Origin of the sequence: Aureimonas mangrovi (assembly GCF_014058705.1) — a bacterium.
Lineage (GTDB): Bacteria > Pseudomonadota > Alphaproteobacteria > Rhizobiales > Rhizobiaceae > Aureimonas > Aureimonas mangrovi.
This window is the reverse complement of sequence record NZ_CP059692.1, coordinates 3003527-3028288: the sequence shown is the minus strand read 5'-3', so window position 1 is coordinate 3028288 and position 24762 is coordinate 3003527. Positions and strand designations below refer to the sequence as shown.

The following is a 24762-nucleotide window of genomic DNA, read 5'->3' as shown; positions in this document are numbered from 1 at the left end:
TTACAATCGGGGGGCGCATCAATCAATCGTGAGGTATCCCGACACGTCGAGGTGCGCGATCAGGCGTCCATCTCGGCCTTCAGCATCTCCAGTTCCAGCCACTCGTCTTCGGCACCCGCGAGGCGTTCGCGCTTCTTCTCGATCTCGGCAGCGAGCCTGGCGAAGCGATCCGGGTTCTTGGTGAAAAGTGCCGGGTCTGCCATTTCGCTTTCGGCCTTGGCGATGTCTGCCTCCAGGGTGGCGATTTCCTTCGGCAGGTTCTCGAGCGCGAACTTCTGCTTGAAGGAGAGCTTGGTCGCCGGCGCGGCCTTGCGCTCGGCGGCCGGTGTGGCGTTGCCGGAAGACTTCGACCTCTCCTTCTCCACCTTGCGCTCTTCCCTGGCCGCCCCTCGCTTCTGCGCGGCCATGTCGGAATAGCCGCCGGCATACTCGAGCCAGATGCCGTCCGCTTCCGGCGAGATGACGCTCGTCACCGTGCGATCAAGGAAGTCCCGGTCGTGGCTGACCAGGAGAACGGTGCCGGGATAGCCCGCGATCAGCTCCTGCAGAAGGTCGAGCGTCTCCATGTCGAGATCGTTGGTCGGCTCGTCGAGGACGAGCACATTGGCGGGTGTCGCCAGCACCTTGGCGAGAAGCAGACGCGCGCGTTCGCCACCTGAAAGATTGCCGACGGGCGTGCGGATCTGCTCGGCCTGGAAGAGGAAGTCCTTCAGGTAGCCCGCGACGTGGCGCGCCTCGCCGTTGACCATCACCTGGTCGCCGCGCCCGTCCGTCAGCGCGTCCGAGACCGAAAGGTCGTCGCGAAGCGCGGCGCGCTTCTGGTCGAGGAAGGCGAGGTCGAGATTGGTGCCGAGGCGCACACGACCCGAATCGGGCTGCCCCTCGCCGATGAGGATATTCAGAAGCGTCGTCTTGCCGGCGCCGTTTGGACCGACGAAGCCGACGCGGTCGCCACGCTGGATGCGGGTGGAAAAGTCGCGGATCAGAACGCGCTCGTCATAGGCCTTCGAGATGGCTTCCGCCTCGACCACGAGCTTGCCGCTCTCGCGCGTCTCGCCGGCCTGCATCTCGACCTGCCCGACGGCGCGGCGGGCGTTCTTGCGGTCGGAGCGCAGCTGGTGAAGGGCCGCGAGGCGCCGCTCGTTGCGCGTGCGCCGGGCGGTGACGCCGTAGCGCAGCCAGTGCTCTTCGCGCACGATCTTGCGGTCGAGCTTCTGGAGGTCGCGTTCCTCTTCCTCCAGCACCTTGTCGCGCCAGCCTTCGAAGGACCCGAAGCCCTCGTTCAGGCGCTTGGTCGCGCCACGGTCGAGCCAGACTGTCGCCTGCGTGGTGCGTTCCAGGAAGCGCCGATCGTGGCTGATGATCACGAAGGCGCTCTTGGAGGAGCGCAGCTCCTCCTCCAGCCATTCGATCGTCGGCAGGTCGAGATGGTTGGTGGGCTCGTCGAGGAGCACGATGTCGGGCTCGGGCGCGAGCACGCGGGCGAGCGCGGCGCGCCGGGCTTCTCCGCCGGAAAGATCTGCGGGCCGCGCATCCGCGCGAAGGCCGAGCCCGTCGATCATGCGCTGAACACGCCAGGCGTCGTCGGCGGGTCCAAGGCCGCTCGCGACATAGGCCTCCACGGTCGGCGCATCGCCGAAGTCCGGCTCCTGCGCGAGATAGCGGATCGTCGCCTGCGGTTGACGGAAGACCTCTCCGCCGTCCGCCTCCGCGAGCCCCGCGGCAATCTTCAGGACGGTCGACTTGCCCGAGCCGTTGCGGCCGACAAGCGCGATCCGCTCACCGGGCAGAACGTTGAGTTCGACCGAGGAGAGAAGGGGCGTGCCGCCGAAGGTGAGGCGCACGCCGTCGAGGCGCAGAAGCGGGGGAGGAGCCATGGCGGCGCTTCTACAGCATCGTCCGTGGAACCGGTATCCGTTTTAGCGTGGTGCCGGTCAGTGCGCCTGGCCGAAGCGGCCGAGGCGTTCAGCCAGGGCGAGCTCTCGTTGGAGCTGCGCCGCCTTATCGGCGCTCGGCTTGGCGAAGCAGGCGAGGAGGAGATAGGCGACCGGCGTGATGAAGAGCGTGGCGAGCGTGGCGAGGCCGAGTCCGCCCACGATGACGTAGCCGAGCGAGACACGCGCCTCGGCTCCCGCTCCCGTCGCGACGATAAGCGGAACACCGCCGACGACGGTAGCGATCATCGTCATCATCACTGGGCGCAGGCGGATGAGCGAGGCCTTCTCGACGGCTTCGCGCACGCTCGCGCCCTCGTCGCGCAGCTGGTTGGCGAACTCCACGATCAGGATGCCGTTCTTGGCCATGATGCCGACGAGCAGCACCAGCCCGATCTGGGAGTAGAGATTAATGCTCTCGCCGAAGAAGGCGAGGGCGAAGACCGCGCAGGCGACGCCGAACGGCACCACGGCGATGATGATCAGGGCCGAGACGAAGCTTTCGAACTGGGCCGCCAGCACGAGAAAGACGATGACGATGGCGAAGCCGAAGACGAGGGCGAGGCCACTCGACGTCTCCTCCAGCGTAGCCGCCTCAGCCAGCGGCTCGAGCCTCAGCGAAGAATCGAGGTGCTCGCGTGCGAAGGCCTGCACGTCATTCCAGCCCTGCTGGATGGAGTAGCCGTCCGAGAGGTCCGCCGATAGCGAGACAGCGCGCGTCTGGTTCTCGCGCGAGAGCGAGGGCGCGATGGCCTCTTCGGCGATCGTCACGACGGAGGACATCGGCACGAAGCGTCCGTCCTCGGTACGCACCGAGATGTTGCGAAGATCGCCGGGGTCGTTGACCGGGTCGCTCGTTGAGACGAGCTGGATCGGCACGGAGCGGTCATCGACGAAGGTGCTGCCGATCTCGCGGCCGTCGAGCAGCGCCTGCATCGCGGCCGCAAGGCCGTTAATGTCGATGCCGAGATCTGAGGCGCGGGTGCGGTCAATCTTGACGGAGAGCTGCGGCTGGGTGCTCTCGTCGTTGAGTTGCACGCGGCCCCACCGCCCATCCTCGGCCATGGCGTCGCGCAGCGTCTCGGCGGCGTCGGTCAGCACCTGGTAGTTCGGGCCAACGACGGCGAACTGAAGCCCGCGCCCGCCGCCGCGGATGCCGAGCGAGTTCGGCTGGATCGCGCGGGCGCGCACGCCCGGCACGTCCATGAACGCCTCGTTCAGCTCCGCCGCGATTTCCTGCTGGGAGCGTTCGCGCTCCGCCCAGTCGGCAAGCGTCATCACCATGAAGGCGGAGTTGCCGGTGCCGGTGCCGACGCGCGCGAAGATGCTCGTCGCCTCGCCGCTTTCGACATAAGGCAGGACCATCTCCTCGATCCGGCGCATCTGGGCATCGGTGTAGTCGAGGCTCGCGCTCTGAGGCGCGGAAATGCTCATTAGCACCGAACCGCGATCCTCAAGCGGCGTCAGCTGGTTGGGGATCGTCTGGAAGACGACCGCGGCCGCGCCTGCGAAGATGGTCGCGGCCACGACGACCGCGAGCGGAAAGTTCAAAGCCTGGCGCAGGAGAAGGGCATAGAGCCGGGCGAGCCAGCCGCCGAAGCGCCGGACGGCGCGCGCGGGAGCACTCGCGTTGCCGGTCTCCTTGCGCGCGCCGATCATGCGCGAGGCCACCATCGGGCACAGGGTCAGCGCGATGATCGACGAGATCGCCACCGCCATGGCCAGCACGAAGCCGAACTCGCGGAAGAGACCGCCGGCCACGCCGGGCAGGAAGGAGATCGGCACGAAGACCGCCGCGAGCGTGGCGGTCGTGGCGATCACGGCGAAGAACACCTCGCGCGTGCCGATCACGGCTGCCGCCTGCGGGCTCATGCCCATGTCCCGCCGGCGCACGATGTTCTCGAGGACGATGATCGCGTCGTCGACGACGAGCCCCGTCGCCAGAACCAGGGCGAGAAGCGTGATGATGTTGAGGGAGAAGCCGGCGAGATAGATCGCCGCGAGGACGCCGATGATCGCGATCGGCATGGTCAGCGTCGGGATGATCGTGGCGCGGAAGGACAGGAGGAAGAGGTAGATCACCGCCGCGACGGCAGTGAAGGCGAGAATCAGCGCGATCTCGACCTCGTGGATCGAGCCTTCGATGAAGGTCGCCTCGTCGCTCGTCACGATGATGCGCGTGCCGTCGGTGAGCGACTGGTTGAGCTCTGCTGCTGCAGCGCGCACGCCTTCCGAGATTTCGATGGTGGACGAACCCGCCTGCCGGATAACGCCGAGCCCGATGCCGGTCTGGCCGTTGACGCGAAGCTGCGAGGCGGCCTCGTCCGGGCCGAAGCGCACGCTGGCTATGTCGCGCAGCCGCGTCGAGCCGTTCAGGATGATGGCGCCGAATTCGTCCGGATCGGAAACATTGGCGTCGGCGCGCACGATGAGGTTCTGGTTCGCCGATTCCAGCGCGCCGGCGGGCGCGTCGAGAGAGGCGTTGCCGAGGGCCTGCGCGACGTCCGCCAGCGTCAGGCCGCGCGTTGCGAGTTCAGCGGGCCGCAGGTCGACATAGATCTGGCGCTCGCGCTCGCCGTACATCGCAACGTCCGCAACGCCCTCCACGGCGGCCAGCCGATCGGCGATCCGGTCATCGACAAGCGTCGTCAGATCCTCGATCTTCATCGTCGGCGAGAGGACGGCGAGACGCATGATCGCGTCGGCATCTGCATCCGCCTTGACGATCCGCGGATCGTCGACGTCGTCCGGCAGGCGGTTCGAGATGGAGGCGACTGCGTTCTGCACGTCGCTCGCCGCGACGTTCAGGTCGGTCGAGTCGGAGAACTCGATCGTCACGCGGCTTTGTCCGAAGCGCGAGGAGGAAGACATCGAGACGATGCCGGGAACGCGCGCCACCGCGCTCTCGATTTCGCCTGTGATCTGCCGGTCCACCGCTTCGGGTGAAGCGCTTTCGAACGTTGTCGTGACAGTGATCACCGGCCGGTCGACGTTCGGCAGTTCGCGGATCTCGACCGCACCGAAGGCCGCAAGCCCGGCGACCACGATCAGGAGATTGAGGACGATGGTGAAGACCGGACGCCGGATGAACAGCGAGGTGAACTTGGTCACCCCGTCCTGCGCGGCCGGCGTCGGCTCGCCCCCCGCCGTCACGGTCGCAGCCCGCCGTCGGCGGCCACGGAATTGCGTGCAAGGCGGGTCGGAGCGACGACGCCCAGCGCGCTCTCGCGTGCCGTCTGTCCGCTCGCGGGTGAGGCGTTGACGGAGGGCGGCGTTTCCAGTGTCGGCACGTCCTCAGGCGGAGCGTCGACGCTTTCAGGTGTGCGCACGGCCTGCCCTTCGCGAAGCTGTTGCGTGCCCTCGACCACGACCGCGTCGCCGGCAGCGAGGACGTCGGAGGCGACGAGGACCCGCTCGACATTGCGTTCGATGATCTGCACCGGCGCCTTCGAAACCGTGCCGTCCGTCACCACCCAGACGAATGAGCCGGACCGCTCCCACTGGATCGCGAGCGGCAGGACCGAGACGTAGGCGTTGCCGGCGAACCCGATGTCGACGGTGAAGGACATGCCGGGGCGAAGATCGTCGGCGGAATTGTCGATCAGGGCCTCGGTGCGCAACGTCCGGCTCGCCTCGTCGATGCGGCTGTCCAGCGCCGAGATCTGCCCGTCATAGACCCGGCCGGTGCGTGCCGTTGGCGTCGCCGAGAGCGAGTCGCCCACGGCGATCTCGGATACGAAGGCCTCAGGCGCGTTAAAGACCACCTTGAGCTGCTCGCGGTCGTCGATCGTGGCGATCAGCGTCTGGCTGCCGACGAGGGCGCCAACCTCCAGAGGGGAGAGGCCGACGCGCCCGGCGATCGGTGCCGTGATGGTGCGCTTGCCGAGTTCGATTTCGGCGGCGCGCAGGTCGAGATTGGCGGTGTCCACCGCGCGGCGTGCATCGGCCACCTGCACGGCCGTGACGGACGAAGCGAGCGCTTCGAAACGCTGGGCCTGGTCGCGAGCCGCCTGGAGGGCGATCCGGGCGCGGTCCACCGCCAGAATCTGTGCATCGTTCTCGAGCGTGGCGAGGATCTCGCCTTCCTCGACCTCTTCGCCTGGCCGGAAGGCCACGCTGGTGATGATGCCCGTCGCGTCCGGATAGATCGCCACGGTCCGCCGCGCTTCACCCGTACCGATGGCCTGCAGCCGATCGCGCGTGACGTCCGCGCGCGCCGGGTCCACCGTCACAAGCTGTGCGGCCTGTGACTGATCGCGGCGCGGCGTCGCGCCGATGCGCGCCGTCTCCGAGGTTGCGACGGCTGCGACGACCGGGCGCAGGAAACCCGGCAGGGGGCTGTCATCTGAGAGGAGATACTGGCCTGGCGCGGGGTCGAGCCGCAGCCAAGCGGCGCCGGCGACGAGTAGAACGAGAACCGCGACTGCGAATTGCTTGACGAGGGCCATGGGCGCCTTCCGCTGCAGGATCGTTCGAAAAGGGACGACTGAGGCGCCGATACCCTTGCAAAATACCCGATAGCGGCCTCTGGCGCCTCATAATTTTTCGTAAGGTGGTTGCTGCGCAGCGCCACCCTGCTTGGCAAGGCAACTTACCCAGCCGACTGTATCTCACTCGGCTAGCGGTGCGCTCCGATCCGCGCCAGGGCTCCGGGCGCCCGGAGCGCTGTCGAAGGCTGGCGCCTCTTCGAGCTGCGCCTTGGTGAACCGCGTGGTGACGATCACGGCACCGGATGGCTCCGCTGTAAAACTCAGATTGTCCATCGACATGGCGACCGGCTTCGAGCCAATCCCGAGGAAGCCCCCGACATCGATGACGATCGCATCCACGAGCCCACTGGTGCCGAGCGCGATGTCGGAGATCGTGCCGATGGGCTCACGATCCGGTCCGAAGACCTGTGTGCCGATCAGCGCGTCGGCGGTGAGTTCCGGACCGGGGGCGAGGGACGAGGCGGTGACCGGGGCGTCCTGCGCCGGCTGCGCGCCCGTGCCTGCGAGGTCCGAAGCGGCGCTTCCGGCAGGCGCGAGCGTGCTCAAGGGACGTTCCACGAAGGTGGGTGCCTCTTCGAGCTGCGTGCGCGAGACTGCCAGCGCCGGATGTGTCTCGCCGTCCGCGTCGTTGCCCAGGGCGATCGCGTCGAACGGCACGCCGACCGTCTTTTCGCCGATGCCCAGAAAGCCGCCGACACCCACCGTGAAGGCGTCTACCGTTCCACTGGCGCCGATCACGAGATCGGCGACGTTACCGATCGTGGCCGCATTGCCCGCCGGCCCGTCGTAGACCGCGTCGCCGACGAGCGTGCTCGCAAGGTAGCGGTCCGGGCCGAGGGTGGACGGATAGTCAGGCGCCTCGAGCGTATCGGCCGGCGCCGGGTCGGGCGCCTGGGCGGAGGCGTCGAAGAGGGGAGCCGCGGCCAGCTCATCAGCCGACGCCGTGATCGTGATGGCCATTGCAGCGGTGTCGCCTGGTGCGATGGACAGGCGGTCAAAGGGGATGGCGAGAAGGCGGCTTTTACCCTCGATAGCGCCCTGCGTGCGCACGACGAGCGCCAGCGCCGTGCCGTCGGCACCGACGATGACGTCCTGGATGTCGGCGGCGACCTCGTCCGGCGTCGCCGCCAGGAAGAGAGGTGCCCCGACGAGATTGGTGAACAGGTGTTGCTCGGCGTTCATCACGGTCAGGAAGGTGAAGCCGGGGCGTGCTGCCGGCGCAGGTGTTTCCGCAGCCGGCGCGGCGGGGGAGGGCGCCACGCGATCTCCGGTCGGGCCGCTCGTCCGCGTGCCCGTTTGCGCCGCGGCCGGCCCGAGAAGGGCGACGGCGGTAGCGGAGGTGATCAGGAGCGTACGGATCATTGCGGCGGTCTTTCGGTGCTTCGTCCCGATCTCGGAACAGGCGCTCGGCACGCACGGTTCCCGCACTCGCACTCGCGGCCGACATATTCGCCGATGCTTTTGCCGTTCGAGCCCTCACCAATGGGCCGACGCGCCATATCTTCATTGCGCGGGCGACGTCATGCGCGGCCGCGCCGGGGAACACGATGAAAATCCATGCCATCCTCAACAGGTCCGGCGGCACGCTGAAGACCACCGATCTCGATATGCTCGAACGGCTCATCCGGGACGAGTTCGCCCTGCACGGCCACACGATCGAGGTGGAGGTCGTCGACGGTTCGGGGGTGGGCGACGCGATCGGGCGTGCAGCGAAGCGCGATGATCTCGACGTGCTGCTGGTGGGCGGCGGCGACGGCACTGTTTCGGGCGCGGCAGCCGCCCTGACGGGACGCCCCACGGCGCTCGCGATCCTGCCGGCTGGGACGATGAACCTTTTTGCTCGCAGCTTGCAGATCCCCCCGGATCTCAACCAGGCGATCCCCGCGCTGGCGGACGGCCGCATCACGGCCGTGGACATCGCAGCGGTGAACGGCACTCCTTTCGTCCACCAGTTCGCGGTCGGGCTGCATGCGCGCATGGTCCGCGCGCGTGAATCGCTGGACTATGGCTCCCGGGTCGGCAAGATGTGGGCGACGACGCGCGCGGTCGCGGCGACAGTCAACCGGTTGCCGCTCGTCAGCCTGCGCATGGAGGTCGATGGCAGGACAGAAACCATCGAGAGCCCGGCCGTGGCCATTTCGAACAATCTCTACGGCGAATGGCATCTGCCTTACGCGGACGATCCGCAGGCTGGTGAGCTCGGCGTCTATATCTGTCGCGCGACCAAGGGCTGGGAGGTCGGCAAGCTGGCGCTCGATGTCCTGCGCGGTGCCTGGCGCAACAATCCTTCACTGACCGTTCTGCACGCGCGCAGCGTGCGGATCGAGCATCGGCACAGAAAATCGCATGACCGAGCCGTTCTGGACGGGGAACTGACGGACCTCGCAGCAATATCTGAACTCGAAATCCGCCCATGCGCGCTCAAGGTGCTCGTCCCGAGGGAGGCGACCTTGCGCGACGTCTGATCACCCGGACTAGCGAGGGGCGGAGGGGTCGTCCTGCTTTTCGTCGTCTTCCTGCTCGACGTAGGAGTGACCTCCGTCGGCCAGAAGACCGAGCGCGTTGAAGATCTGCATGCGGAATGGATCGATCGAGTTCGGGTCGTCGCCCGGTGCCTCGTCGATCGAGATGCCGAGGCGGTGCGCCAAGTCCTCGAGCCGCCCTTCCTTTTCATTGAAAGGCACGGCCGGGTCCGCGAGGATCTCCTCAATCTCGGCGCGAACTCGATCTTCGGAATACCGCGCGTCGTTCCGCGGCAAGCCTGTGTCGCTCATGCTCGTCTCTCCCGCCTCAACCGCAGCGCTTTCGGCCGATCCGGCTCACTGCGCGGCCGGCGTCTCCTGCGGTTCGACGACCCCGCCCTCGGATGGTGCCGAACCCGCAGGGTCCGCCCCCTCGGTGCTCACGCCGCTCTCCTCGACACCGCCGATATTCTCGTCGGGCTGCGAGCCCCCGTAGAAGCCGAGGCCGACGAAGACGATCAGCGCCAACACCAGAGCCGCGATCAGGATGGTCAGCACGCGTGAGCCGCCGCGGCCCTGGCGTGCTTTCGAGGGGTCGATGTCTGACATGGATCGTCTCCTACCGGATCTCGGCGTCTCGCCGTTGTCTTGATTGGGCCGGAGCCTGCGCCCCGGCCGGAGGTAAAGCCGTCAACGATCGCGCATGGAGAGTACGAGCCGCGTCACCGCCCAGACGCCGACGCCGGCGACCGGCAGGAGCAGCAGTGATTTGCGCCGGCGTACCGACCGCACCATCAGCGGCAGGTTGGAGACCGCAGCGACGCTCGCGATCGAAGCGATGTCCCGCTGGAGCCGGTCGCTCGCCCGCTGCTTGGGCGGACGGCGCGCGATGATCAGGAGGACGTAGAGGACGGCGATCGCAAACAGACACGCGGCGGCAAAGCCGAGCGCGGTGTAGAGCGCGCCATAGATCGCCGCGAACCAGACGAACGCCGCTGTCACCAAGAAGATCAGCATGACGAGCGCGACGAGACCCATCGCGGCGTAGATGATGGCCACGGTCCTCATTCGAGCGAAGAAGACGCCTGCCTCGCCCGTGAAGACCTTCGTGATCAGCTGCCCGAGCATCGATCAGTTTTTGAAAATGCGTGCGTAGAAATATCCGACCGCGGCAGCGATCAGGACGCTCTTGATCGGCTCAGCCCGGACGCGCTCGCTGATCTGGTCCTCGAACTCGCTCGCCGCCTCCTGGGCCTGGCGGAAGTAGCGCTCGCCGGTCTCGCGGACGTCGTCACGCAGGGCGAAGGCCTGGTCGCGGGCATTCGAGGCGCGGGAACCCGCCAGTGCCTTCAGGGATTCAGCGACCCCGGCAACATCCTCGCGAAGCCTTGCGACCTGAGCCTCCAGATCGGCGTCCTCGTGCTTGCCGCCCGGCTTTGGCTCGTTGGAGGAGAGGTTGGACATGGCTGATCCTTTCGGCCTGGAATTCGTTGCGATGAGCACGAGTTGCGCCCGCGTGACCAACGCTTCGGGTTCGTTTCGGTTCCGGCGGCAGCCCGTTGCCACCTGGCCTCGCTGGCTCAGGCGGCGGGTGCGACGCCGATGATCTGCGAGGAGATGGAGTCCGGCCCGAACTCGCCATCACCCTCGATGCCGAGCACTGTGGTCATGCGAGTGCGAGCGCGCGAGACACGGCTCTTGATGGTGCCGACGGCGCATTTGCAGATTTCCGCAGCCTCCTCGTAGGAGAATCCGGAGGCGCCGATCAGGATCAGCGCCTCGCGCTGGTCGTCTGGCAGGGAATCGAGCGCTTTGCGGAAATCCTGCAAATCGAGATGGCCCTGCTGCTCCGGATGCCCGGCGAGTTGCATGGCGTGGATGCCGTCGACGTCCTGAACCTCGCGGCCCTTCTTGCGCATCTGCGTGTAGAACTCGTTGCGCAGGATGGTGAAGAGCCAGGCCTTCAGGTTGGTGCCGGGCTGGAAGGTGTGTTGCTTGTCCCACGCCTTGACGAGCGTCTCCTGGACGAGATCGTCGGCGCGATCGAAGGAGCCCGAGAGCGAAGCCGCGAAGGCGCGCAGGTTCGGGATGATGGCGATCAGTTCGCGTCTGAAATCCGGCTCTTTGCTCATGGTTCAGTCCCGAGGCCTCTCCTTGGAAGCGGCCGCATCCAGCGCGTCGAGAAGAGATAGGAAGCGGTCGGGAACCGGCTCTCCCGCCACGTCGTCGTAGTACGCCTTGAGCCTGCGGCCGATGGCGGTTGTGGGGCCGAGATCGTTCTGCCGCCCTTCGTCGCTGTGTTCGCTCACAAGCTCGTCGCCCTGATTTTCACGATCGTCCATTCTGCCTCGCAGCCATCGCCCGACGGGCGTCCCGGGCTCCGACATGGGAGCGACCGGTGCATCATCCTGAGAACGCTAAGTGTACCAGTGTTCACGCTTCGCAAGACATATAGAGCGAGATTCGTTTGAAAGTGGTTGCCCTCTACCAACGCGAGGGTCTCCGCCTTATGTTGGCGGTCGTCCGGTTCCCCGCAAGGTGGGAATCATTTCCGAATGACGGCGCCAGGGGGTCCATCCGGCGATCGTCGCAGCTTCAGGTCTTCCGGTCAGGTCGATCCGTGGGGAGAGTTCATGTCGATGTCGTCGCGCATTGCGCCGCATATACCCTATCTTCGCAGATACGCGCGCGCGCTCAGTGGTTCGCAGGCCAGCGGCGACGCCTATGTGGCAGCCGTGCTCGAAGCGTTGATCGCTGAGCCGAGCCTTTTCGACACGCAGGAAAGCCCGCGCATCTCGCTCTACAAGCTGTTTTCCTCGCTCTGGCAGTCGCTGGACGTGAACATCCGTGAAGACGCGCCCGTGTCGGCTTGGGAGGAGACGGCGTCGCGCAATCTGCGCGCCATCTCGCCGCTCCCGCGCCAGGCCTTCCTTCTCGTAGCGGTGGAAGGCTTCACGACAGACGAGGCCGCCTCGATCCTGCGCGTCGATGGCGAGGAGTTCTCCCGCCTGATCGATCAGGCGAGCTCGGACATCGGTCGCCAGGTTTCGACCAACATCATGATCATCGAGGACGAACCTCTGATCGCGATGGATATCGAGCAGATGGTCGAGAGCCTCGGCCACGGCGTCACGGGCATCGCGCGCACGCACAAGGAGGCGCTTGCGCTTTTCGAGGAGCAGAAGCCGGGCATGGTCCTGGCCGATATCCAGCTCGCCGACGGCTCGTCCGGCATTGATGCCGTCAACGACATCCTCGCCAAGGTCGCGGTGCCGGTGATCTTCATCACCGCCTTTCCCGAACGCCTGCTCACCGGTGAGCGCCCGGAGCCGACCTTCCTCGTCACCAAGCCGTTCAACCCGGACATGGTCAAGGCACTTATCAGCCAGGCACTGTTCTTCGAAAGCGAAAAGCGCGCGGCCGCCTGAGGCGGGCGGCGCAGGTTCCATTCCCGATCTTCGTGCGCTGGAACTTCCCCCGACAAGCGCCGTTGACGATGGCTTTCAAGTGGGAGAAGCGGCCGGCCTGACGGCCGTTTTCCTGACCTCGACCAGACTTGGTGAACGATGCTGCAGCATGACCCGACCATCACGAGCGAGCGCGGTGCTGGCCGCCGCGCCGTCCTCGAGAACGGGTCAGCGTTGCGACCGCTGCAGCGCCGTCATGCGCGGTCAAGGCAGCGTGTCCAGGTCGGTAGGGGGTGGAGCGGATGAGCCCGGAGAAGGCGCTCAAGGCCCTCTCGGGAACCGAAATGAGCGTCTTCGCTCAGGATCTCGATCTTCGATATCTCTGGGCGTACAACACGGAGCGTTCTTGGCTTTCGGGCGTGACGCCAGGCTGTTGTGACGACGACCTCCTCGAATCAAGCGCTGCGCAGCGGGCCCGGGAGATCAAGGCTGCCGTCCTCGAAGGGCGTCAGCCGGCGCGCTTCGAGTTGCCCGTTTCGGGAGCGGACGGCACTCGGTGGTACGACGTGCGGTTGAACGTCGATCATGACGCGGACGGTTCCGTCAGTGGAGTTATCGGCACCTCACTCGAAATCACCGGCCAGAAAAAGCGCGAGGAAACGCTCAAGACGCTGCTGCGTGAACTCTCGCACCGCTCCAAGAACCTGTTGGCGATCATCCAGAGCCTCGCCAGCCAGACTGCACGCCATTCAGTGACGGTGCCGGAGTTTCTCGTGCGCTTCCGCGGCCGCATCCAGTCGCTCTCTTCCTCTCAGGACATCGTGACGGATGCGGATTGGCGCGGGGCGGATCTCTTCGGCCTCGTCACCACGCAGGTCGAGCGCTACGCGCCGGACGGGATGGCGCAGATTTCGGTCTCCGGGGTCGACGTCTATCTCTCGCCGACGGCCGCGCTGCATGTCGGTCTCGCGCTGCACGAACTCGCCGTCAACGCGGCGTCCTACGGCTCCCTTTCGATGCACGGCGGACGCGTCGAGATCCGCTCGCAGGTTGTCCTGAAGAACGGCGAACCGACGCTGCTTCTCGATTGGCAGGAGATCGCCGGTCCCCGTGTGACGGGTGACCACGACACGCGCTTCGGCACTTCCACCTTGGAGCGGATCGTGCCGAATTCCGTCGGCGGCGAGGCCATTCTTCGTTATTCGCCGGAGGGCGTCAGCTACTCCCTGAGCATCCCGCAGACCCAGTTCGAGATCATCGAATAGCGGCCCGGTTCGCATCGATGCCTCGGCGAATTTTCAGCGAAATTGGAACTTGACAAGTCGTTCGCAGTTGTAGCGGCAACTGGAGCTCGAACGCCATGGAACATCTCGTCGCCATCATGCTGCTCGTCGGATGCAACGCCGACGGTTCGCAGTGCTCTGAAATTCCCGTGCCCGCGCCCGCCTACGACAGCGTCGCGGATTGTGAGCGGGAAATGGCCATCCAGATGCGCTTCTCCTCTACCTACGACGATCGTATCCTCGGTAAATGTACCGCGGTGTCCGAAGAACTTCTCGACCAGTCGGCAACGATCGAGTGGGGAGTGAGCCGCGGCGGTGAACTGCGCGTCGAAATCATGCCGGAGGTAGAAGACACGATTGTCGTCAGTCAGGCGCGGAGCGCTGGGCAGTCGGCGACCGCGACCTCGGCTGTAAGGTGAGCCAGATTATTTTCCTCACGTCATCTTGAAACCATAGTGCTGCGCCCTTGCTACGAACGGGGACACAAAGGCTGGAAAGGCTACCGAAATGAGAAAAATCGTGATCGCGGCGGTGTCGATCGTCACTCTGGGTCTGGCGGGTTGCCAGGGCGTCGACCGCAACATCGCGGCACCGGCCGCGATCGGTGGCCTTGGTGGCGCTGCCATTGGCGGCGCGATTGGCGGTGATGTCGAAGGCGCTCTGATTGGCGCCGGTGTCGGCGCCGCTGCTGGTGCGCTGGTTGGTGCCGCGACGAACCGTCCGGGCGAGTGCGTCTACCGTGATGGCCGCGGTCAGCGGTACGTGGCGGCCTGCCCTGCCGGCTACTGAGCCATTCGCCCATCAAGGCCTTGAGAGAGCGCTCCCGGTTCGGCCGGGTGCGCTCTTTTCATTTGGAAGAGCTCCGATTTTCGGCTTGAGAAGCTTGGCGGCGGCGCCGTCATCCCCCATGTCGGTGCCAGAGCGAACGGGATGGCGATGAGCGACGATCTGAAGGCGAGAATCCTCGAAGCCCTGCGGGGCGTTCCATCTCCGCTGGGCGGAAGCGACGTGGTCGCGCAGGGGCTCGTGTCCGATATCTTCCTGGCGGACGGCAAGGCGTTCTTCTCGCTCACGGTGCCTGCCGAGCGTGCCGAGGCTCTGGAGCCCCTGCGCCGCGCGGCGGAGTCCGCTGCCGCTTCCGTCGAGGGGGTCACCGGTGCAATGGTTGCGCTGACGGCCGAGCGTCGCCCCGCCCCCCAGGGCTCGATGCCTGCGCGTCGCGCGCCCGCCCCGCGCAATGCGCCGCCCGCTGCGCCGGCTCCTCGCCGGGCGTCGGGACCGGCGGGGATTTCCGGCGTGAAGCACATCGTCGCCGTCGCCTCGGGCAAGGGCGGCGTCGGCAAATCCACCACAGCCGTCAATCTCGCGCTCTCGCTCGCGGCCACCGGCCTCAAGGTCGGTCTTCTGGATGCCGACGTCTATGGTCCGTCCGTGCCGAGGCTCCTGGCCCTGTCCGGCCGGCCCGAGACGGTGGACGGGCGCACGCTGCGCCCAATGAGCGCTTACGGCCTGAAGGCTATGTCAATCGGCTTCCTCGTCGAGGAGGAAACACCGATGATCTGGCGCGGGCCGATGGTGATGTCGGCGCTGACGCAGATGATGAGGGAGGTGGACTGGGCGCCTCTCGACGTCCTCGTCGTCGACATGCCGCCCGGCACGGGCGATGCGCAGCTGACGATGGCCCAGCAGGTGCCACTCGCCGGAGCCGTCATCGTCTCTACGCCCCAGGATCTCGCCCTCATCGACGCGCGGCGCGGTCTTGCCATGTTCCGCAAGGTCGAGGTGCCGGTCCTCGGCATCGTCGAGAACATGAGCTACTTCGTCGCCCCCGACACCGGCAAACGCTACGACATTTTCGGACATGGCGGCGCCAAGGCGGAGGCCGAGCGGCTGGGCGTGCCGTTCCTGGGTGAGATCCCGTTGGAGATGGCGATCCGCGAGGGCTCGGATGCGGGGCGCCCGGTGGTTGCGGCTGATCCGGGCGGCGCGCACTCGATTGCCTACGCGAACGTTGCGGCGAAGGTGGTCGCGGGTCTCGATGGCGCGGCTGCCCCGAGGGCGCCAGCCATCGTCTTCGAATAGCCCGACTCAGGCGGCCGTCGGCCCGCCGCGATTGAGCGCCGCCACGATCTGACGGTCGCCAATCCGGCCGAGGATGCGGCCTTTATCGGAAACCGCGACCTCCCCGCCGGTCTCGCCGAGCGTCTCCATCACCTTGCGCAGCGGCGTTGTCGGCTGCGACATGCCGGCGAACCGCGCGTCCTGCGCAGTATCCAGCAGAGGTACCATCACATCCTGTGCGGTGAGGACGCTCAGCGGATTCATGTGCGCCACGAAGTCCGCAACATAGGGGCTGGCCGGCTCGCGCACGATGTCGCGCGCCTCGCCCACCTGCACGATACGCCCGCCCTCCATGATGGCGATGCGGTTGCCGAGCTTGAAGGCCTCGTCAAGATCGTGGCTGACGAAGAGGATCGTCTTCTTCGCCTTCTGCTGGATGTCAAGTAGCTCGTCCTGCAGCTTGTTGCGGATCAGCGGATCGAGTGCGGAGAAGGGCTCGTCCATGAGGAGGACCGGCGCGTCCGTGGCGAAGGCGCGGGCCAAGCCGACGCGCTGCTGCATGCCGCCCGAAAGCTGGCCGACGCGCGCATCCGCCCAATCCTCAAGGCCGACGAGCTCGAGCTGGGCCAGCGCCCGCTCGCGCCTTTCGCGCTTGGAGACACCGGCGAACTGGAGCCCCAGCGCGACGTTCTCCGCCACCGAGCGCCAGGGCAGGAGTGCGAACTGCTGGAACACCATGGCGACGTCGCGCCGGCGAAGGCGCCGCAATTCACCGCTGCCGCAGGCGCGCGGGTCGGTTGCGCCATGCCCGGTGTCGATGAGGACGCGTCCGCGCGTGACGGGCGCAAGGCCGTTGACGGCGCGGATCAGCGTCGACTTGCCCGAACCCGAAAGGCCCATCAGGACGAAGATCTCGCCCTCGTGGATGTCGAGCGTGGCGTCCGCGACGCCGAGTGTCGTGTCGGTTTCCTCGCGGATCTCCTCGCGGCTCGCGCCGCGATCGATCAGTGGCAGGGCGCGTTCGCCACCGCGTCCGAAGACGATGGAGACGTTCTCGAAGGAAACGATCGGTGCGCGGGTCATTTGCGGCCCTCCTCGTCGATACGGAAGAAGCGGTCGAGGATGATGGCGAGGATCACGATGGCGAGCCCGGCTTCGAGGCCGCGCGAGATGTCCACGGTGTTCAGCGCGCGAAGAACGGGCACGCCAAGGCCTGGGGCGCCGACAAGCGCGGCGATCACCACCATCGAGAGTGACAGCATGATGGTCTGTGTGAGCCCAGCCATGATCTGCGGCAGCGCATAAGGGATTTCGACCGCGAAGAGCCGCTGGACGGGCGTTGCGCCAAATGCGTCGCCGGCTTCGACCAGTTGGCGAGGCGTCGAAACGATGCCGAGCCGCGTCAGGCGGATCGACGAGGGCAGGGCAAAGATCACCGTCGCGACGAGGCCTGGCACCGTGCCGAGGCCGAAGAGGATCAGTGCGGGGATCAGGTAGACGAACGTCGGGATCGTCTGCATCAGGTCGAGAACCGGACGCATAATGTTGTAGATCCACTCGCGCCGGGCCGCGAGGATGCCGAGCGGAATGCCGATCACCATGCACACGAAGGTGGCGGCGAGGACGAGCGAGAGCGTCTGGGTCGTCTCCGTCCAGTAACCGAGATTGACGATCAGAAGAAGTCCGGCCGCCGTCGTCAGAGCGGCGAGGATCGAGCGGCGTAGGGCGAAGGCGACGAGCGCGAAGGCGGCGATGACGATGAGGGGGCTGGGTGTCGCGAGGACATAGAGCAGCCCTGCGATGATGGTGGAAAGGATGTTGCTGATCGTGTCGAACAGCCAAAGAAAGTTGTCGATCAACCAGTCGATCGCGGCCTCTCCGTAGGAGCCGATCGGGATCTTGTTTGCTCGTAGCCAGTCCACTTGTGCGCGTCGCCCTGTCGTTTCGGTTCCATCGTAAAAACGTAGAAGCCCGCCGTCGGGGGCGGGCTCTGAACGTTTAGAAAGGTCGCTAGAACGTAACGGCAAGAGCCCCGAATGCCAAACTCGGGCCGAAATTGGGCAGACGGGGCGCGGTCAGAGCGGGATCGCGGTGGTGCTTTTGATCTCTTCCATCACCGCGTAGGTGTGGGTTTCGCGGATGCCCGGAAGCTCGGCCAGAGCCTTCGCCAGGAAGGCGCGATAGGCCTCCATGTCCCGCACGCGCGCCTTCAGGAGATAGTCGAAGCCGCCTGCCACCATATGGCATTCGAGGATATCGATGTTGGCCTTGGCCGCCTGCGCGAACTCGGCGAAGACGTCCTCCGTCGTGCGGTCGAGCTTGACCTCGACGAACACAATCATCCCCCGGCCGAGGCGCGCGGCGTCGAGTTGCGCGACATAGCCGCGGATGAAACCCGCTTCGGTCAGCCGTTTCACTCGTGCTGCCGTCGCTGTGGGCGAGAGGTGCACGCGGTCGGACAGTTCAACCGTCGTCAGGCGCCCGTTCGCCTGTAGCAAAGCGAGGATTCGCCTGTCCTTCGCATCGATCGCTGTGGTTTCCTCGACCATATGATCGTCCTTCATCGGAAAGCTCGGTCGTCAGCGGCTTAATCAGTGGGAAGCGCCGCGGGCAAGTCTGTATCTTGCGGCGCGTTGTCCAGCCAGCTTTCGCGAGGTGCCATGCCAGCTCCGTTCTCCGCTCCCTTCGCCCCCTCCGACGAGACGGCGGTCGCCGGACTTCTGCGCGATGTCGAGGGCTGGCCGCACGAGCGCGCGGCTGTCGATGCGCGCGCGCATCGGCTCATCGAGGCGATCCGCGCTCGGGCGAGCGGCGTGGGCGCGGTGGAGGACTTCCTGCGCGAGTTCGGCCTGTCGAGCCGCGAGGGGCTGGCGCTGATGGTCCTGTCGGAGGCGCTTCTGCGCGTGCCCGACAAGGCTACGCAGGACAAACTGATCGAGGACAAGATCGGCGCGGGCGACTGGGCGAACCGTGAACCGGTCGGTGACGGCGCGCTGATGGCCGCCTCCGCCTGGGCGCTCGGCCTCTCGGCTCGCATCATCCGACCGGGCGAGACCCCGTCCGGCGTCCTGTCCGGCCTCGTCAAGCGCGTCGGCGCGCCCGCCGTGCGCAACGCCACACGTCAGGCCATGCGCTTTCTCGGCCGCCAGTTCGTGCTCGGCGAGACGATCGAGAACGCGCTGGAGCGCGCCCGAGCGTCGGAGAAGAAGGGCTATCGCCACTCCTATGACATGCTCGGCGAAGGCGCCCGCACCCGTGCCGACGCCGAGCGCTACCGCCGCTCCTATGCCGACGCCATCGAAGCGATCGGGCGCGCGGCCGGCAACAAGGCGCTGCCGGACAGGCCGGGTATTTCGGTCAAGCTCTCGGCGCTGCATCCGCGCTACCAGCCGACGCACCGGGAGGCGGTGCTTGCCGAACTCGTGCCCGTCGTGCGCGAGCTTGCCGAGAAGGCACGGTCCTACGACCTCAATTTTACGATCGACGCGGAAGAGGCTGCGCGCCTCGAACTCTCGCTCGACGTGATGGACGCGGTGGTGACGACCTCCGACTTCTCGGGGTGGAGCGGTTTCGGTCTTGCCATCCAGGCCTATCAGAAGCGCGCGCTAGCCGTGATCGAGCATGTCGATGCGCTGGCGGCGGAGGCCGGCAACCGCATGATGGTGCGCCTCGTGAAGGGTGCCTATTGGGACACCGAGATCAAGCGCGCGCAGGAAGAGGGCGCCGAAGGATTTCCAGTCCATACCGTCAAACCGGCGACTGATCTGTCCTATCTCGTTGCGGCGCGCTCGCTGCTCGACAAGCGCGCGCGGCTCTATCCGCAGTTCGCCACGCACAACGCCGTCACCGTCGCGACCATTCTCGAAATGGCCGGCGAGGACCGTACGGGTTTCGAGTTCCAGCGTCTGCACGGCATGGGCGAGACGCTCTATGAGGCGGTGCGCGAGGAGACAGGCGGCACGCTCGCCTGCCGCATCTACGCGCCGGTCGGCGGCTATCGCGATCTTCTCGCCTATCTCGTGCGCCGGCTTCTGGAGAACGGCGCCAATTCCTCCTTCGTCGCCAAGGTGGGCGATCCGAAGGTTCCGGTCGCCGATCTGATCGTCCATCCGCAGGACGCCCTTCGCAGCGGCCGCCACTCGCATGGCGGCATCAAGGCGCCCGCCGCGCTGTTCGGCACGCGCCGAAACTCGCACAGCGTCGAACTCGGCGACCGCAAGGCGCTGGGCGCGCTTCTGGCCGCGCGCGATGCTGTTCGCTTCGAAGGCCTCACGGCCGAGCCGCCGAAGGGGATGCAGACGCTGGCGGCCGGAGAGGTGCGCTCTCCGGCCGACGGCCGTCTCGTCGGCAAGGTCGTCGCTCTGGATCCCGAAGGCGCGAGCGCGCTGGTCGAGAAGGCGCGCGCCAGCGTCCGCGAAGCGGATGTCGTTCCCGCCGCGACGCGTGCGGCACACCTGCGCGGCGCGGCCGATCTGATGGAAAAGCGCGAGCCCGAAATCCTCGCGCTTCTGGCAGACGAGGCCGGCAAGACGTTGGAGGACGCCATCGCGGAACTGCGCGAAGCCGTAGACTTCTGCCGCTTCTACGCCGACGAGGCCGAGCGGGTGTTGCAGAACCCTGTCGCGCTGCCCGGTCCGACGGGCGAGGAGAACCGGCTTCGCTACCGCTCGCGAGGCGTCGCGCTCGCTATCTCGCCCTGGAACTTCCCGCTGGCGATCTTCATCGGGCAGGTTGCAGCGGCCTATGCCGGCGGCAACGTCGTCATCGCCAAGCCGGCCGAGCAGACGCCGCTGATCGCCGCACTCGCGGTCTCGATCCTACAAGAGGCCGGCGTTCCGGCCGGACACGTCATGCTCGCGCCGGGAGACGGCAAGGTCGGTGCCGCGCTTGTCTCCCATCCCGCGACCGCGCTCGTGGCCTTCACCGGCTCGACCGAGACGGCCTTCGCGATCAACCGGGCGCTGGCCGCACGCAATGCCCCGATCGCGCCGCTGATCGCGGAGACCGGTGGCATCAACGCGATGATCGTCGATGCCACGGCTCTGCCGGAGCAGGTGGCGGACGATGTGATCCGCTCCGCCTTCCGCTCCGCAGGCCAGCGTTGCTCGGCCCTGCGCCTGCTTCTCGTGCAGGAGGATGTCGCTAACCGCATCGTCGAGATGGTGGAAGGGGCGGCGCGCGAGCTTTCGATCGGGGACCCGCGTGACATCGCGACGGATGTCGGGCCGGTCATCGACGCCGCGCAGGCCGCCATGCTGCGCGATCACATGGAGACTATGAGGGCGACGCAGCGCGTGCGCTTTACGGCCGAACTCGACGCGGACCTTCCGACCGACGGGCACTGGATCGCGCCCGCCATCGTCGAGCTCGATCGTCCGCAGGCGCTTGATCGCGAGGTGTTCGGGCCGATCCTGCATGTCGCGACCTTCAAGGCCGGCGAGATCGGCAAGGCCGTCGATGCGGTGGAGGCGACCGGCTACGGCCTCACTTTCGGTATCCACTCGCGCATCGACACGACCATCGCGGCGGTGAGCGAGCGGATCAGCGCCGGCAACGTCTACGTCAACCGCAACATGATCGGCGCGATCGTCGGCTCGCAACCCTTCGGCGGCTCGGGCCTGTCCGGCACGGGGCCGAAGGCGGGCGGGCCGAACTACCTCCTGCGTTTCGTTCGCGAGCAGGTCGTCTCCACCGACACGACGGCGGCCGGCGGCAACGCCAGCCTCGTCTCAGCCGATGCGGGATAGGTGGTGGGCCGGATCGACGACTTTCCCGTTGCGTCCGGCCCGTGCTTTGGCTAACGATCTGGCCATGACGCGGAACACGAACGCAACGAAGTGGTGGCAGGCTCGCTGACAGGCGGCCCGTGACGCTTTGCGCTCTCATGCGCGACGACCGAACCAAGGCCGCTCCGGATCATCCGGCGGCCTTTTTTCTTTGACGGCCGCCGAACCCGGGCATCGACAGGGAACGATTCGAAGATGACCGTTGAAGCCATTACCCAAGGCGCCGAGCGCTTCGTCACCGAAGGCGGCGTGACCGTCACGCGCTCTCGCGAGACGATCCCCTACGACGGCGCGATGGAGGCGGTGATCGACCGCCTCGACACGCGGCGCGGCGCGGTCTTCTCGTCCAACTACGAATATCCGGGCCGCTATACGCGCTGGGACACGGGCATCGTCGATCCGCCCGTCGTCATCACTGCGGCGCGTCGGCAAATGCGCATCGAGGCGCTGAACGCGCGCGGCGACGTCATCCTCGGCTTCCTCGCCGATGCGCTGAAGGGGCATGGCGACATCGCCGCCTTCGCCGTCGACGGCGGGCGCATCGACCTCACCGTCCAGGAGCCGGACCGCATCTTCGCCGAGGAAGAACGCTCGCGCGCGCCGACCGTCTTCTCGGTGCTGCGTGCGATTGTCGCTCTGTTCAAGTCGTCGGCCAACGGCGATCTCGGCCTTTACGGCGCCTTCGGCTACGACCTCGCCTTCCAGTTCGACGCCGTGCCCGAGACGCTGGAGCGCCCGGAGGACGGCCGCGACCTCGTCCTCTTCCTGCCGGACGAGATCCGCACCGTCGATCATCACACGGCCTCGGCCTATGTCGACCGCTTCACCTTCGAGAAGGGCGGGCGCTCGACCGAGGGGCTCTCCGGCGGCAATCCGGACGCGCCGTTCGAGCGCTCCGACGCCATCCCGCCGCGTGGGGATCACAAGCCGGGCGAATACGCGAGCCTCGTGCGCCGCGCCAAGGAGAAGTTCATGCGCGGCGACCTCTTCGAGGTCGTGCCGGGGCAGACCTTCCTTGAGCGCTGCGAGAGCGCGCCCTCGGCCGTGTCGCGGCGGCTGAAGAGCATCAACCCCTCGCCCTACTCGTTCTTCGTCAATCTCGGCGACAATGAGTTCCTGATCGGCGCCTCGCCGGAGATGTTCGTGCGCGTTTCGGGCCGGCGCGTCGAGACGTGCCCGATCTCCGGCACGATCAAGCGCGGCGCCGACGCGATCTCCGATTCCGAGCAGATCCTAAAACTCCTCAACTCCAAGAAGGACGAGTCCGAGCTCACCATGTGCTCGGACGTCGACCGCAACGACAAGAGCCGCGTCTGCGAGCCGGGCTCCGTGCGCGTCATCGGCCGCCGCCAGATCGAGATGTATTCGCGCCTGATCCACACGGTGGACCATATCGAGGGCCGCCTGCGCGAGGGCATGGACGCGATGGACGCGTTTCTCTCGCATGCCTGGGCGGTGACGGTGACGGGCGCGCCGAAGCTCTGGGCCATGCGCTTCCTCGAGAAGAACGAGAAGAGCCCGCGCGCCTGGTACGGCGGCGCCGTCGGCATGATGCACTTCAACGGCGACATGAACACCGGCCTGACGCTGCGTACGATCCGTCTGAAGGACGGCATCGCTCAGGTGCGCGCTGGCGCCACGCTTCTCTACGATTCAAACCCGGAGGAGGAAGAGGCCGAGACCGAGTTGAAGGCCTCGGCGCTGATCTCGGCCATCCGCGAAGCCGGCAAGGCGCAGGCCGCGCCCGCCGCCGGGTCGGGCGCGAAGGTCGGGGAAGGGGTTTCCATCCTCCTCGTCGATCACGAGGATTCCTTCGTCCACACGCTGGCGAACTACTTCCGCCAGACGGGAGCGAACGTCACCACAGTGCGCACGCCCGTGCCGGAGGAGGTGTTCGACCGCGTCGCTCCCGATCTCGTCGTGTTGTCGCCCGGGCCCGGTACGCCGGACGATTTCGATTGCCGCGGCACGATCGCGCAGGCGCGCAAGCGCGACATGCCGATCTTCGGCGTCTGCCTCGGCCTGCAGGCGCTTGCCGAGGCCTATGGCGGGCAGCTTCGCACGCTGCACGTTCCCGTCCACGGCAAGCCCTCGCGTATCCGCGTGCAGAAGCCGGGCGTGATCTTCGCGGGCCTCCCCGGCGAGGTGACGGTCGGGCGCTATCACTCGATCTTCGCCGACCCGGTTCGCCTCTCGAAGGACTTCGAGGTGACGGCCGAGACAGACGACGGCGTGGTCATGGCCTTCGAGCACAAGCACGAGCCCGTGGCGGCTGTGCAGTTCCATCCGGAATCGATCATGTCGCTCGGTGGCGAGGCCGGCATGCGCATGATCGAGAATGTCGTGAAGCATCTGCCCCGTCGGGCGAGGACGAAGGCGGCCTGAGAGCATGACCACGAGCGCGGCCGATCAGCCGGCGGGGCGCCCGCGCGCCTCGCTCGCCCAACGCGAGCGTGCGACCCTGCGTCTGGCGATCGCGACGGTCGCCGTCGCGGTGATCGTTCTCGGCCTGAAATACGCGGCCTACGCCGTTACCGGCTCCATCGCGCTCTTCTCGGATGCGCTGGAATCCATCGTCAACGTCGTCGCCGGGCTCGTCGCGCTCTGGGCCGTGCACGTCTCCCACCAGCCCGCCGACGCCGGACATCCTTTCGGGCACCACAAGGCGGAGTACTTCTCGGCCGTCGTCGAAGGCGTCCTCATCGTCCTCGCTGCACTGCTGATCCTGCGCGAGGCCTGGGGCGCGTGGCAGGAACCGCGCCTCCTGGACGCGCCGCTCATGGGTCTTGCGATCAACGGCGTCGCGACGCTCGTGAACGTCTGCTGGGCGACCTTCCTTCTTCGCAAGGCGCGCGAACTGCGCTCGCCGGCGCTGGACGCCGACGGTCGGCACATCATGGCGGACGTCGTCACGTCGGTGGGCGTCCTCGTCGGCCTTGTCCTCGCCGTCCTCACCGGCTGGGCGGCGCTCGATCCGGCGCTCGCCGCGCTCGTGGCGCTGAACATCCTGCGGGAGGGGTTCAATGTGGTGACGAAGTCGCTGTCCGGCCTTCTCGACGAGGCGATGGAGCCGGCCGACGATCTGCGCGTGCGCGAGATCGTCTCGATGAACGGCGACGGCGCGATAGAGGTCCATGATCTGAAGACGCGTGCCGCCGGCCGCGCGGTCTTCATCGAATTCCACATGGTGGTCCCGAGCGAGATGACGGTCGGCGACGCGCATGTCATCTGCGACCGGGTCGAGGCTGCGCTCGAAGCCGAGTTCGAGGGCGCGGTCGTGACGATCCATGTCGAGCCCGAGGAAGAGGCCAAGCGGACCGGCGTGCCAATCCTCTAGCC

At 66.8% G+C, this 24762-nt stretch carries 22 protein-coding genes; 9 read left to right on the top strand and 13 right to left on the bottom strand.

Annotated features, from left to right (window positions below; all coding sequences use genetic code 11):
- Positions 1-59 precede the first annotated feature (59 nt).
- The 4 genes from H1343_RS14555 to H1343_RS14540 all read right to left on the bottom strand — a co-directional run bounded on the left by H1343_RS14555 (position 60) and on the right by H1343_RS14540 (position 7786).
- Positions 60-1877 carry an ATP-binding cassette domain-containing protein gene (locus H1343_RS14555; RefSeq protein ID WP_185983564.1) on the bottom strand — a complete coding sequence of 606 codons (1818 nt, stop codon included), beginning with the start codon at positions 1875-1877 and terminating at the stop codon, positions 60-62.
- A 57-nt stretch (positions 1878-1934) separates the two neighbouring features.
- Positions 1935-5087 (bottom strand): efflux RND transporter permease subunit, encoded by a 3153-nt coding sequence (locus H1343_RS14550; protein WP_185983563.1) that lies wholly within the window; start codon positions 5085-5087, stop codon positions 1935-1937.
- Positions 5084-6382, bottom strand: a complete 1299-nt coding sequence (locus H1343_RS14545; protein ID WP_185983562.1) for an efflux RND transporter periplasmic adaptor subunit — start codon at positions 6380-6382, stop codon at positions 5084-5086. The genes H1343_RS14550 and H1343_RS14545 overlap by 4 nt, the downstream gene beginning before the upstream one ends.
- Before the next feature lie 162 nt (positions 6383-6544).
- Complete coding sequence (locus H1343_RS14540) at positions 6545-7786, bottom strand: PRC-barrel domain-containing protein (protein ID WP_185983561.1); 1242 nt, start codon at positions 7784-7786, stop codon at positions 6545-6547.
- Positions 7787-7971: 185 nt separating this feature from the next.
- Between H1343_RS14540 and H1343_RS14535 the strand changes: the two genes are divergently transcribed.
- On the top strand, positions 7972-8889 hold the full coding sequence (locus H1343_RS14535) for a diacylglycerol/lipid kinase family protein (RefSeq protein WP_185983560.1): 918 nt from the start codon (positions 7972-7974) through the stop codon (positions 8887-8889).
- Positions 8890-8898: 9 nt separating this feature from the next.
- On the opposite strand, the gene H1343_RS14530 is transcribed toward H1343_RS14535, so the two are convergent.
- From H1343_RS14530 to H1343_RS14505, 6 genes are all read right to left on the bottom strand, one after another.
- Positions 8899-9198 carry a hypothetical protein gene (locus H1343_RS14530; RefSeq protein WP_185983559.1) on the bottom strand — a complete coding sequence of 100 codons (300 nt, stop codon included), beginning with the start codon at positions 9196-9198 and terminating at the stop codon, positions 8899-8901.
- Positions 9199-9243: 45 nt separating this feature from the next.
- Positions 9244-9495: a flagellar basal body-associated FliL family protein gene (locus H1343_RS14525; protein ID WP_185983558.1), complete on the bottom strand. Its 252-nt coding sequence runs from the start codon at positions 9493-9495 to the stop codon at positions 9244-9246.
- Between the two features lie 81 nt (positions 9496-9576).
- Entirely contained in the window at positions 9577-9945 is a 369-nt protein-coding gene (locus tag H1343_RS14520; RefSeq protein ID WP_210270041.1) for a hypothetical protein, read from the bottom strand.
- 72 nt (positions 9946-10017) lie between these two features.
- Entirely contained in the window at positions 10018-10350 is a 333-nt protein-coding gene (locus H1343_RS14515; RefSeq protein WP_185983556.1) for an ElaB/YgaM/YqjD family protein, read from the bottom strand.
- A 116-nt stretch (positions 10351-10466) separates the two neighbouring features.
- On the bottom strand, positions 10467-11018 hold the full coding sequence (locus tag H1343_RS14510; RefSeq protein WP_185983555.1) for a sigma-70 family RNA polymerase sigma factor: 552 nt from the start codon (positions 11016-11018) through the stop codon (positions 10467-10469).
- Positions 11019-11021: 3 nt separating this feature from the next.
- Positions 11022-11228, bottom strand: coding sequence for a NepR family anti-sigma factor (locus H1343_RS14505; RefSeq protein WP_185983554.1), 207 nt, complete (start codon positions 11226-11228; stop codon positions 11022-11024).
- Between the two features lie 291 nt (positions 11229-11519).
- Here H1343_RS14505 and H1343_RS14500 point away from each other — a divergent pair, with 291 nt between their 5' ends.
- From H1343_RS14500 to H1343_RS14480, 5 genes are all read left to right on the top strand, one after another.
- A complete protein-coding gene (locus tag H1343_RS14500; protein WP_185983553.1) occupies positions 11520-12314 on the top strand; it encodes a response regulator in 795 nt (264 codons plus the stop codon).
- 323 nt (positions 12315-12637) lie between these two features.
- Positions 12638-13558, top strand: a complete 921-nt coding sequence (locus H1343_RS14495) for a sensor histidine kinase (RefSeq protein ID WP_246333122.1) — start codon at positions 12638-12640, stop codon at positions 13556-13558.
- 95 nt (positions 13559-13653) lie between these two features.
- Complete coding sequence (locus H1343_RS14490) at positions 13654-13995, top strand: hypothetical protein (protein WP_185983551.1); 342 nt, start codon at positions 13654-13656, stop codon at positions 13993-13995.
- A gap of 88 nt (positions 13996-14083) precedes the next feature.
- Positions 14084-14365 (top strand): glycine zipper domain-containing protein, encoded by a 282-nt coding sequence (locus H1343_RS14485; protein WP_185983550.1) that lies wholly within the window; start codon positions 14084-14086, stop codon positions 14363-14365.
- A 147-nt stretch (positions 14366-14512) separates the two neighbouring features.
- Positions 14513-15658, top strand: coding sequence for an Mrp/NBP35 family ATP-binding protein (locus H1343_RS14480; protein ID WP_185983549.1), 1146 nt, complete (start codon positions 14513-14515; stop codon positions 15656-15658).
- A 6-nt stretch (positions 15659-15664) separates the two neighbouring features.
- Here the strand turns inward: H1343_RS14480 and choV are convergent, their stop codons facing one another.
- The 3 genes from choV to H1343_RS14465 all read right to left on the bottom strand — a co-directional run bounded on the left by choV (position 15665) and on the right by H1343_RS14465 (position 18186).
- Positions 15665-16720, bottom strand: coding sequence for a choline ABC transporter ATP-binding protein (gene choV, locus H1343_RS14475; RefSeq protein ID WP_185983548.1), 1056 nt, complete (start codon positions 16718-16720; stop codon positions 15665-15667).
- Entirely contained in the window at positions 16717-17559 is an 843-nt protein-coding gene (gene choW / locus H1343_RS14470) for a choline ABC transporter permease subunit (RefSeq protein ID WP_185983547.1), read from the bottom strand. Before choW ends, choV begins: the two co-directional genes overlap by 4 nt.
- Before the next feature lie 153 nt (positions 17560-17712).
- Positions 17713-18186: an Lrp/AsnC ligand binding domain-containing protein gene (locus H1343_RS14465; RefSeq protein WP_185985689.1), complete on the bottom strand. Its 474-nt coding sequence runs from the start codon at positions 18184-18186 to the stop codon at positions 17713-17715.
- Between the two features lie 111 nt (positions 18187-18297).
- Here H1343_RS14465 and putA point away from each other — a divergent pair, with 111 nt between their 5' ends.
- The 3 genes from putA to H1343_RS14450 all read left to right on the top strand — a co-directional run bounded on the left by putA (position 18298) and on the right by H1343_RS14450 (position 24760).
- On the top strand, positions 18298-21384 hold the full coding sequence (gene putA, locus H1343_RS14460; RefSeq protein WP_185983546.1) for a bifunctional proline dehydrogenase/L-glutamate gamma-semialdehyde dehydrogenase PutA: 3087 nt from the start codon (positions 18298-18300) through the stop codon (positions 21382-21384).
- 234 nt (positions 21385-21618) lie between these two features.
- Positions 21619-23808, top strand: a complete 2190-nt coding sequence (locus tag H1343_RS14455; RefSeq protein ID WP_185983545.1) for an anthranilate synthase — start codon at positions 21619-21621, stop codon at positions 23806-23808.
- Positions 23809-23812: 4 nt separating this feature from the next.
- Complete coding sequence (locus tag H1343_RS14450) at positions 23813-24760, top strand: cation diffusion facilitator family transporter (protein WP_185983544.1); 948 nt, start codon at positions 23813-23815, stop codon at positions 24758-24760.
- The last annotated feature ends 2 nt before the right edge of the window (positions 24761-24762 follow it).

Coding starts and splice junctions, on each gene's coding strand:
- H1343_RS14510 (WP_185983555.1), bottom strand. CDS start 11,018: ATGAGCAAAGAGCCGGATTTCAGACGCGAACTGATCGCCATCATCCCG.
- H1343_RS14450 (WP_185983544.1), top strand. CDS start 23,813: ATGACCACGAGCGCGGCCGATCAGCCGGCGGGGCGCCCGCGCGCCTCG.
- H1343_RS14485 (WP_185983550.1), top strand. CDS start 14,084: ATGAGAAAAATCGTGATCGCGGCGGTGTCGATCGTCACTCTGGGTCTG.
- H1343_RS14455 (WP_185983545.1), top strand. CDS start 21,619: ATGACCGTTGAAGCCATTACCCAAGGCGCCGAGCGCTTCGTCACCGAA.
- H1343_RS14500 (WP_185983553.1), top strand. CDS start 11,520: ATGTCGATGTCGTCGCGCATTGCGCCGCATATACCCTATCTTCGCAGA.
- H1343_RS14465 (WP_185985689.1), bottom strand. CDS start 18,186: ATGGTCGAGGAAACCACAGCGATCGATGCGAAGGACAGGCGAATCCTC.
- H1343_RS14480 (WP_185983549.1), top strand. CDS start 14,513: ATGAGCGACGATCTGAAGGCGAGAATCCTCGAAGCCCTGCGGGGCGTT.
- H1343_RS14535 (WP_185983560.1), top strand. CDS start 7,972: ATGAAAATCCATGCCATCCTCAACAGGTCCGGCGGCACGCTGAAGACC.
- H1343_RS14515 (WP_185983556.1), bottom strand. CDS start 10,350: ATGTCCAACCTCTCCTCCAACGAGCCAAAGCCGGGCGGCAAGCACGAG.
- H1343_RS14490 (WP_185983551.1), top strand. CDS start 13,654: ATGGAACATCTCGTCGCCATCATGCTGCTCGTCGGATGCAACGCCGAC.
- H1343_RS14555 (WP_185983564.1), bottom strand. CDS start 1,877: ATGGCTCCTCCCCCGCTTCTGCGCCTCGACGGCGTGCGCCTCACCTTC.
- H1343_RS14495 (WP_246333122.1), top strand. CDS start 12,638: ATGAGCGTCTTCGCTCAGGATCTCGATCTTCGATATCTCTGGGCGTAC.
- H1343_RS14525 (WP_185983558.1), bottom strand. CDS start 9,495: ATGTCAGACATCGACCCCTCGAAAGCACGCCAGGGCCGCGGCGGCTCA.
- H1343_RS14545 (WP_185983562.1), bottom strand. CDS start 6,382: ATGGCCCTCGTCAAGCAATTCGCAGTCGCGGTTCTCGTTCTACTCGTC.
- choV (WP_185983548.1), bottom strand. CDS start 16,720: ATGACCCGCGCACCGATCGTTTCCTTCGAGAACGTCTCCATCGTCTTC.
- putA (WP_185983546.1), top strand. CDS start 18,298: ATGCCAGCTCCGTTCTCCGCTCCCTTCGCCCCCTCCGACGAGACGGCG.
- H1343_RS14530 (WP_185983559.1), bottom strand. CDS start 9,198: ATGAGCGACACAGGCTTGCCGCGGAACGACGCGCGGTATTCCGAAGAT.
- H1343_RS14540 (WP_185983561.1), bottom strand. CDS start 7,786: ATGATCCGTACGCTCCTGATCACCTCCGCTACCGCCGTCGCCCTTCTC.
- H1343_RS14505 (WP_185983554.1), bottom strand. CDS start 11,228: ATGGACGATCGTGAAAATCAGGGCGACGAGCTTGTGAGCGAACACAGC.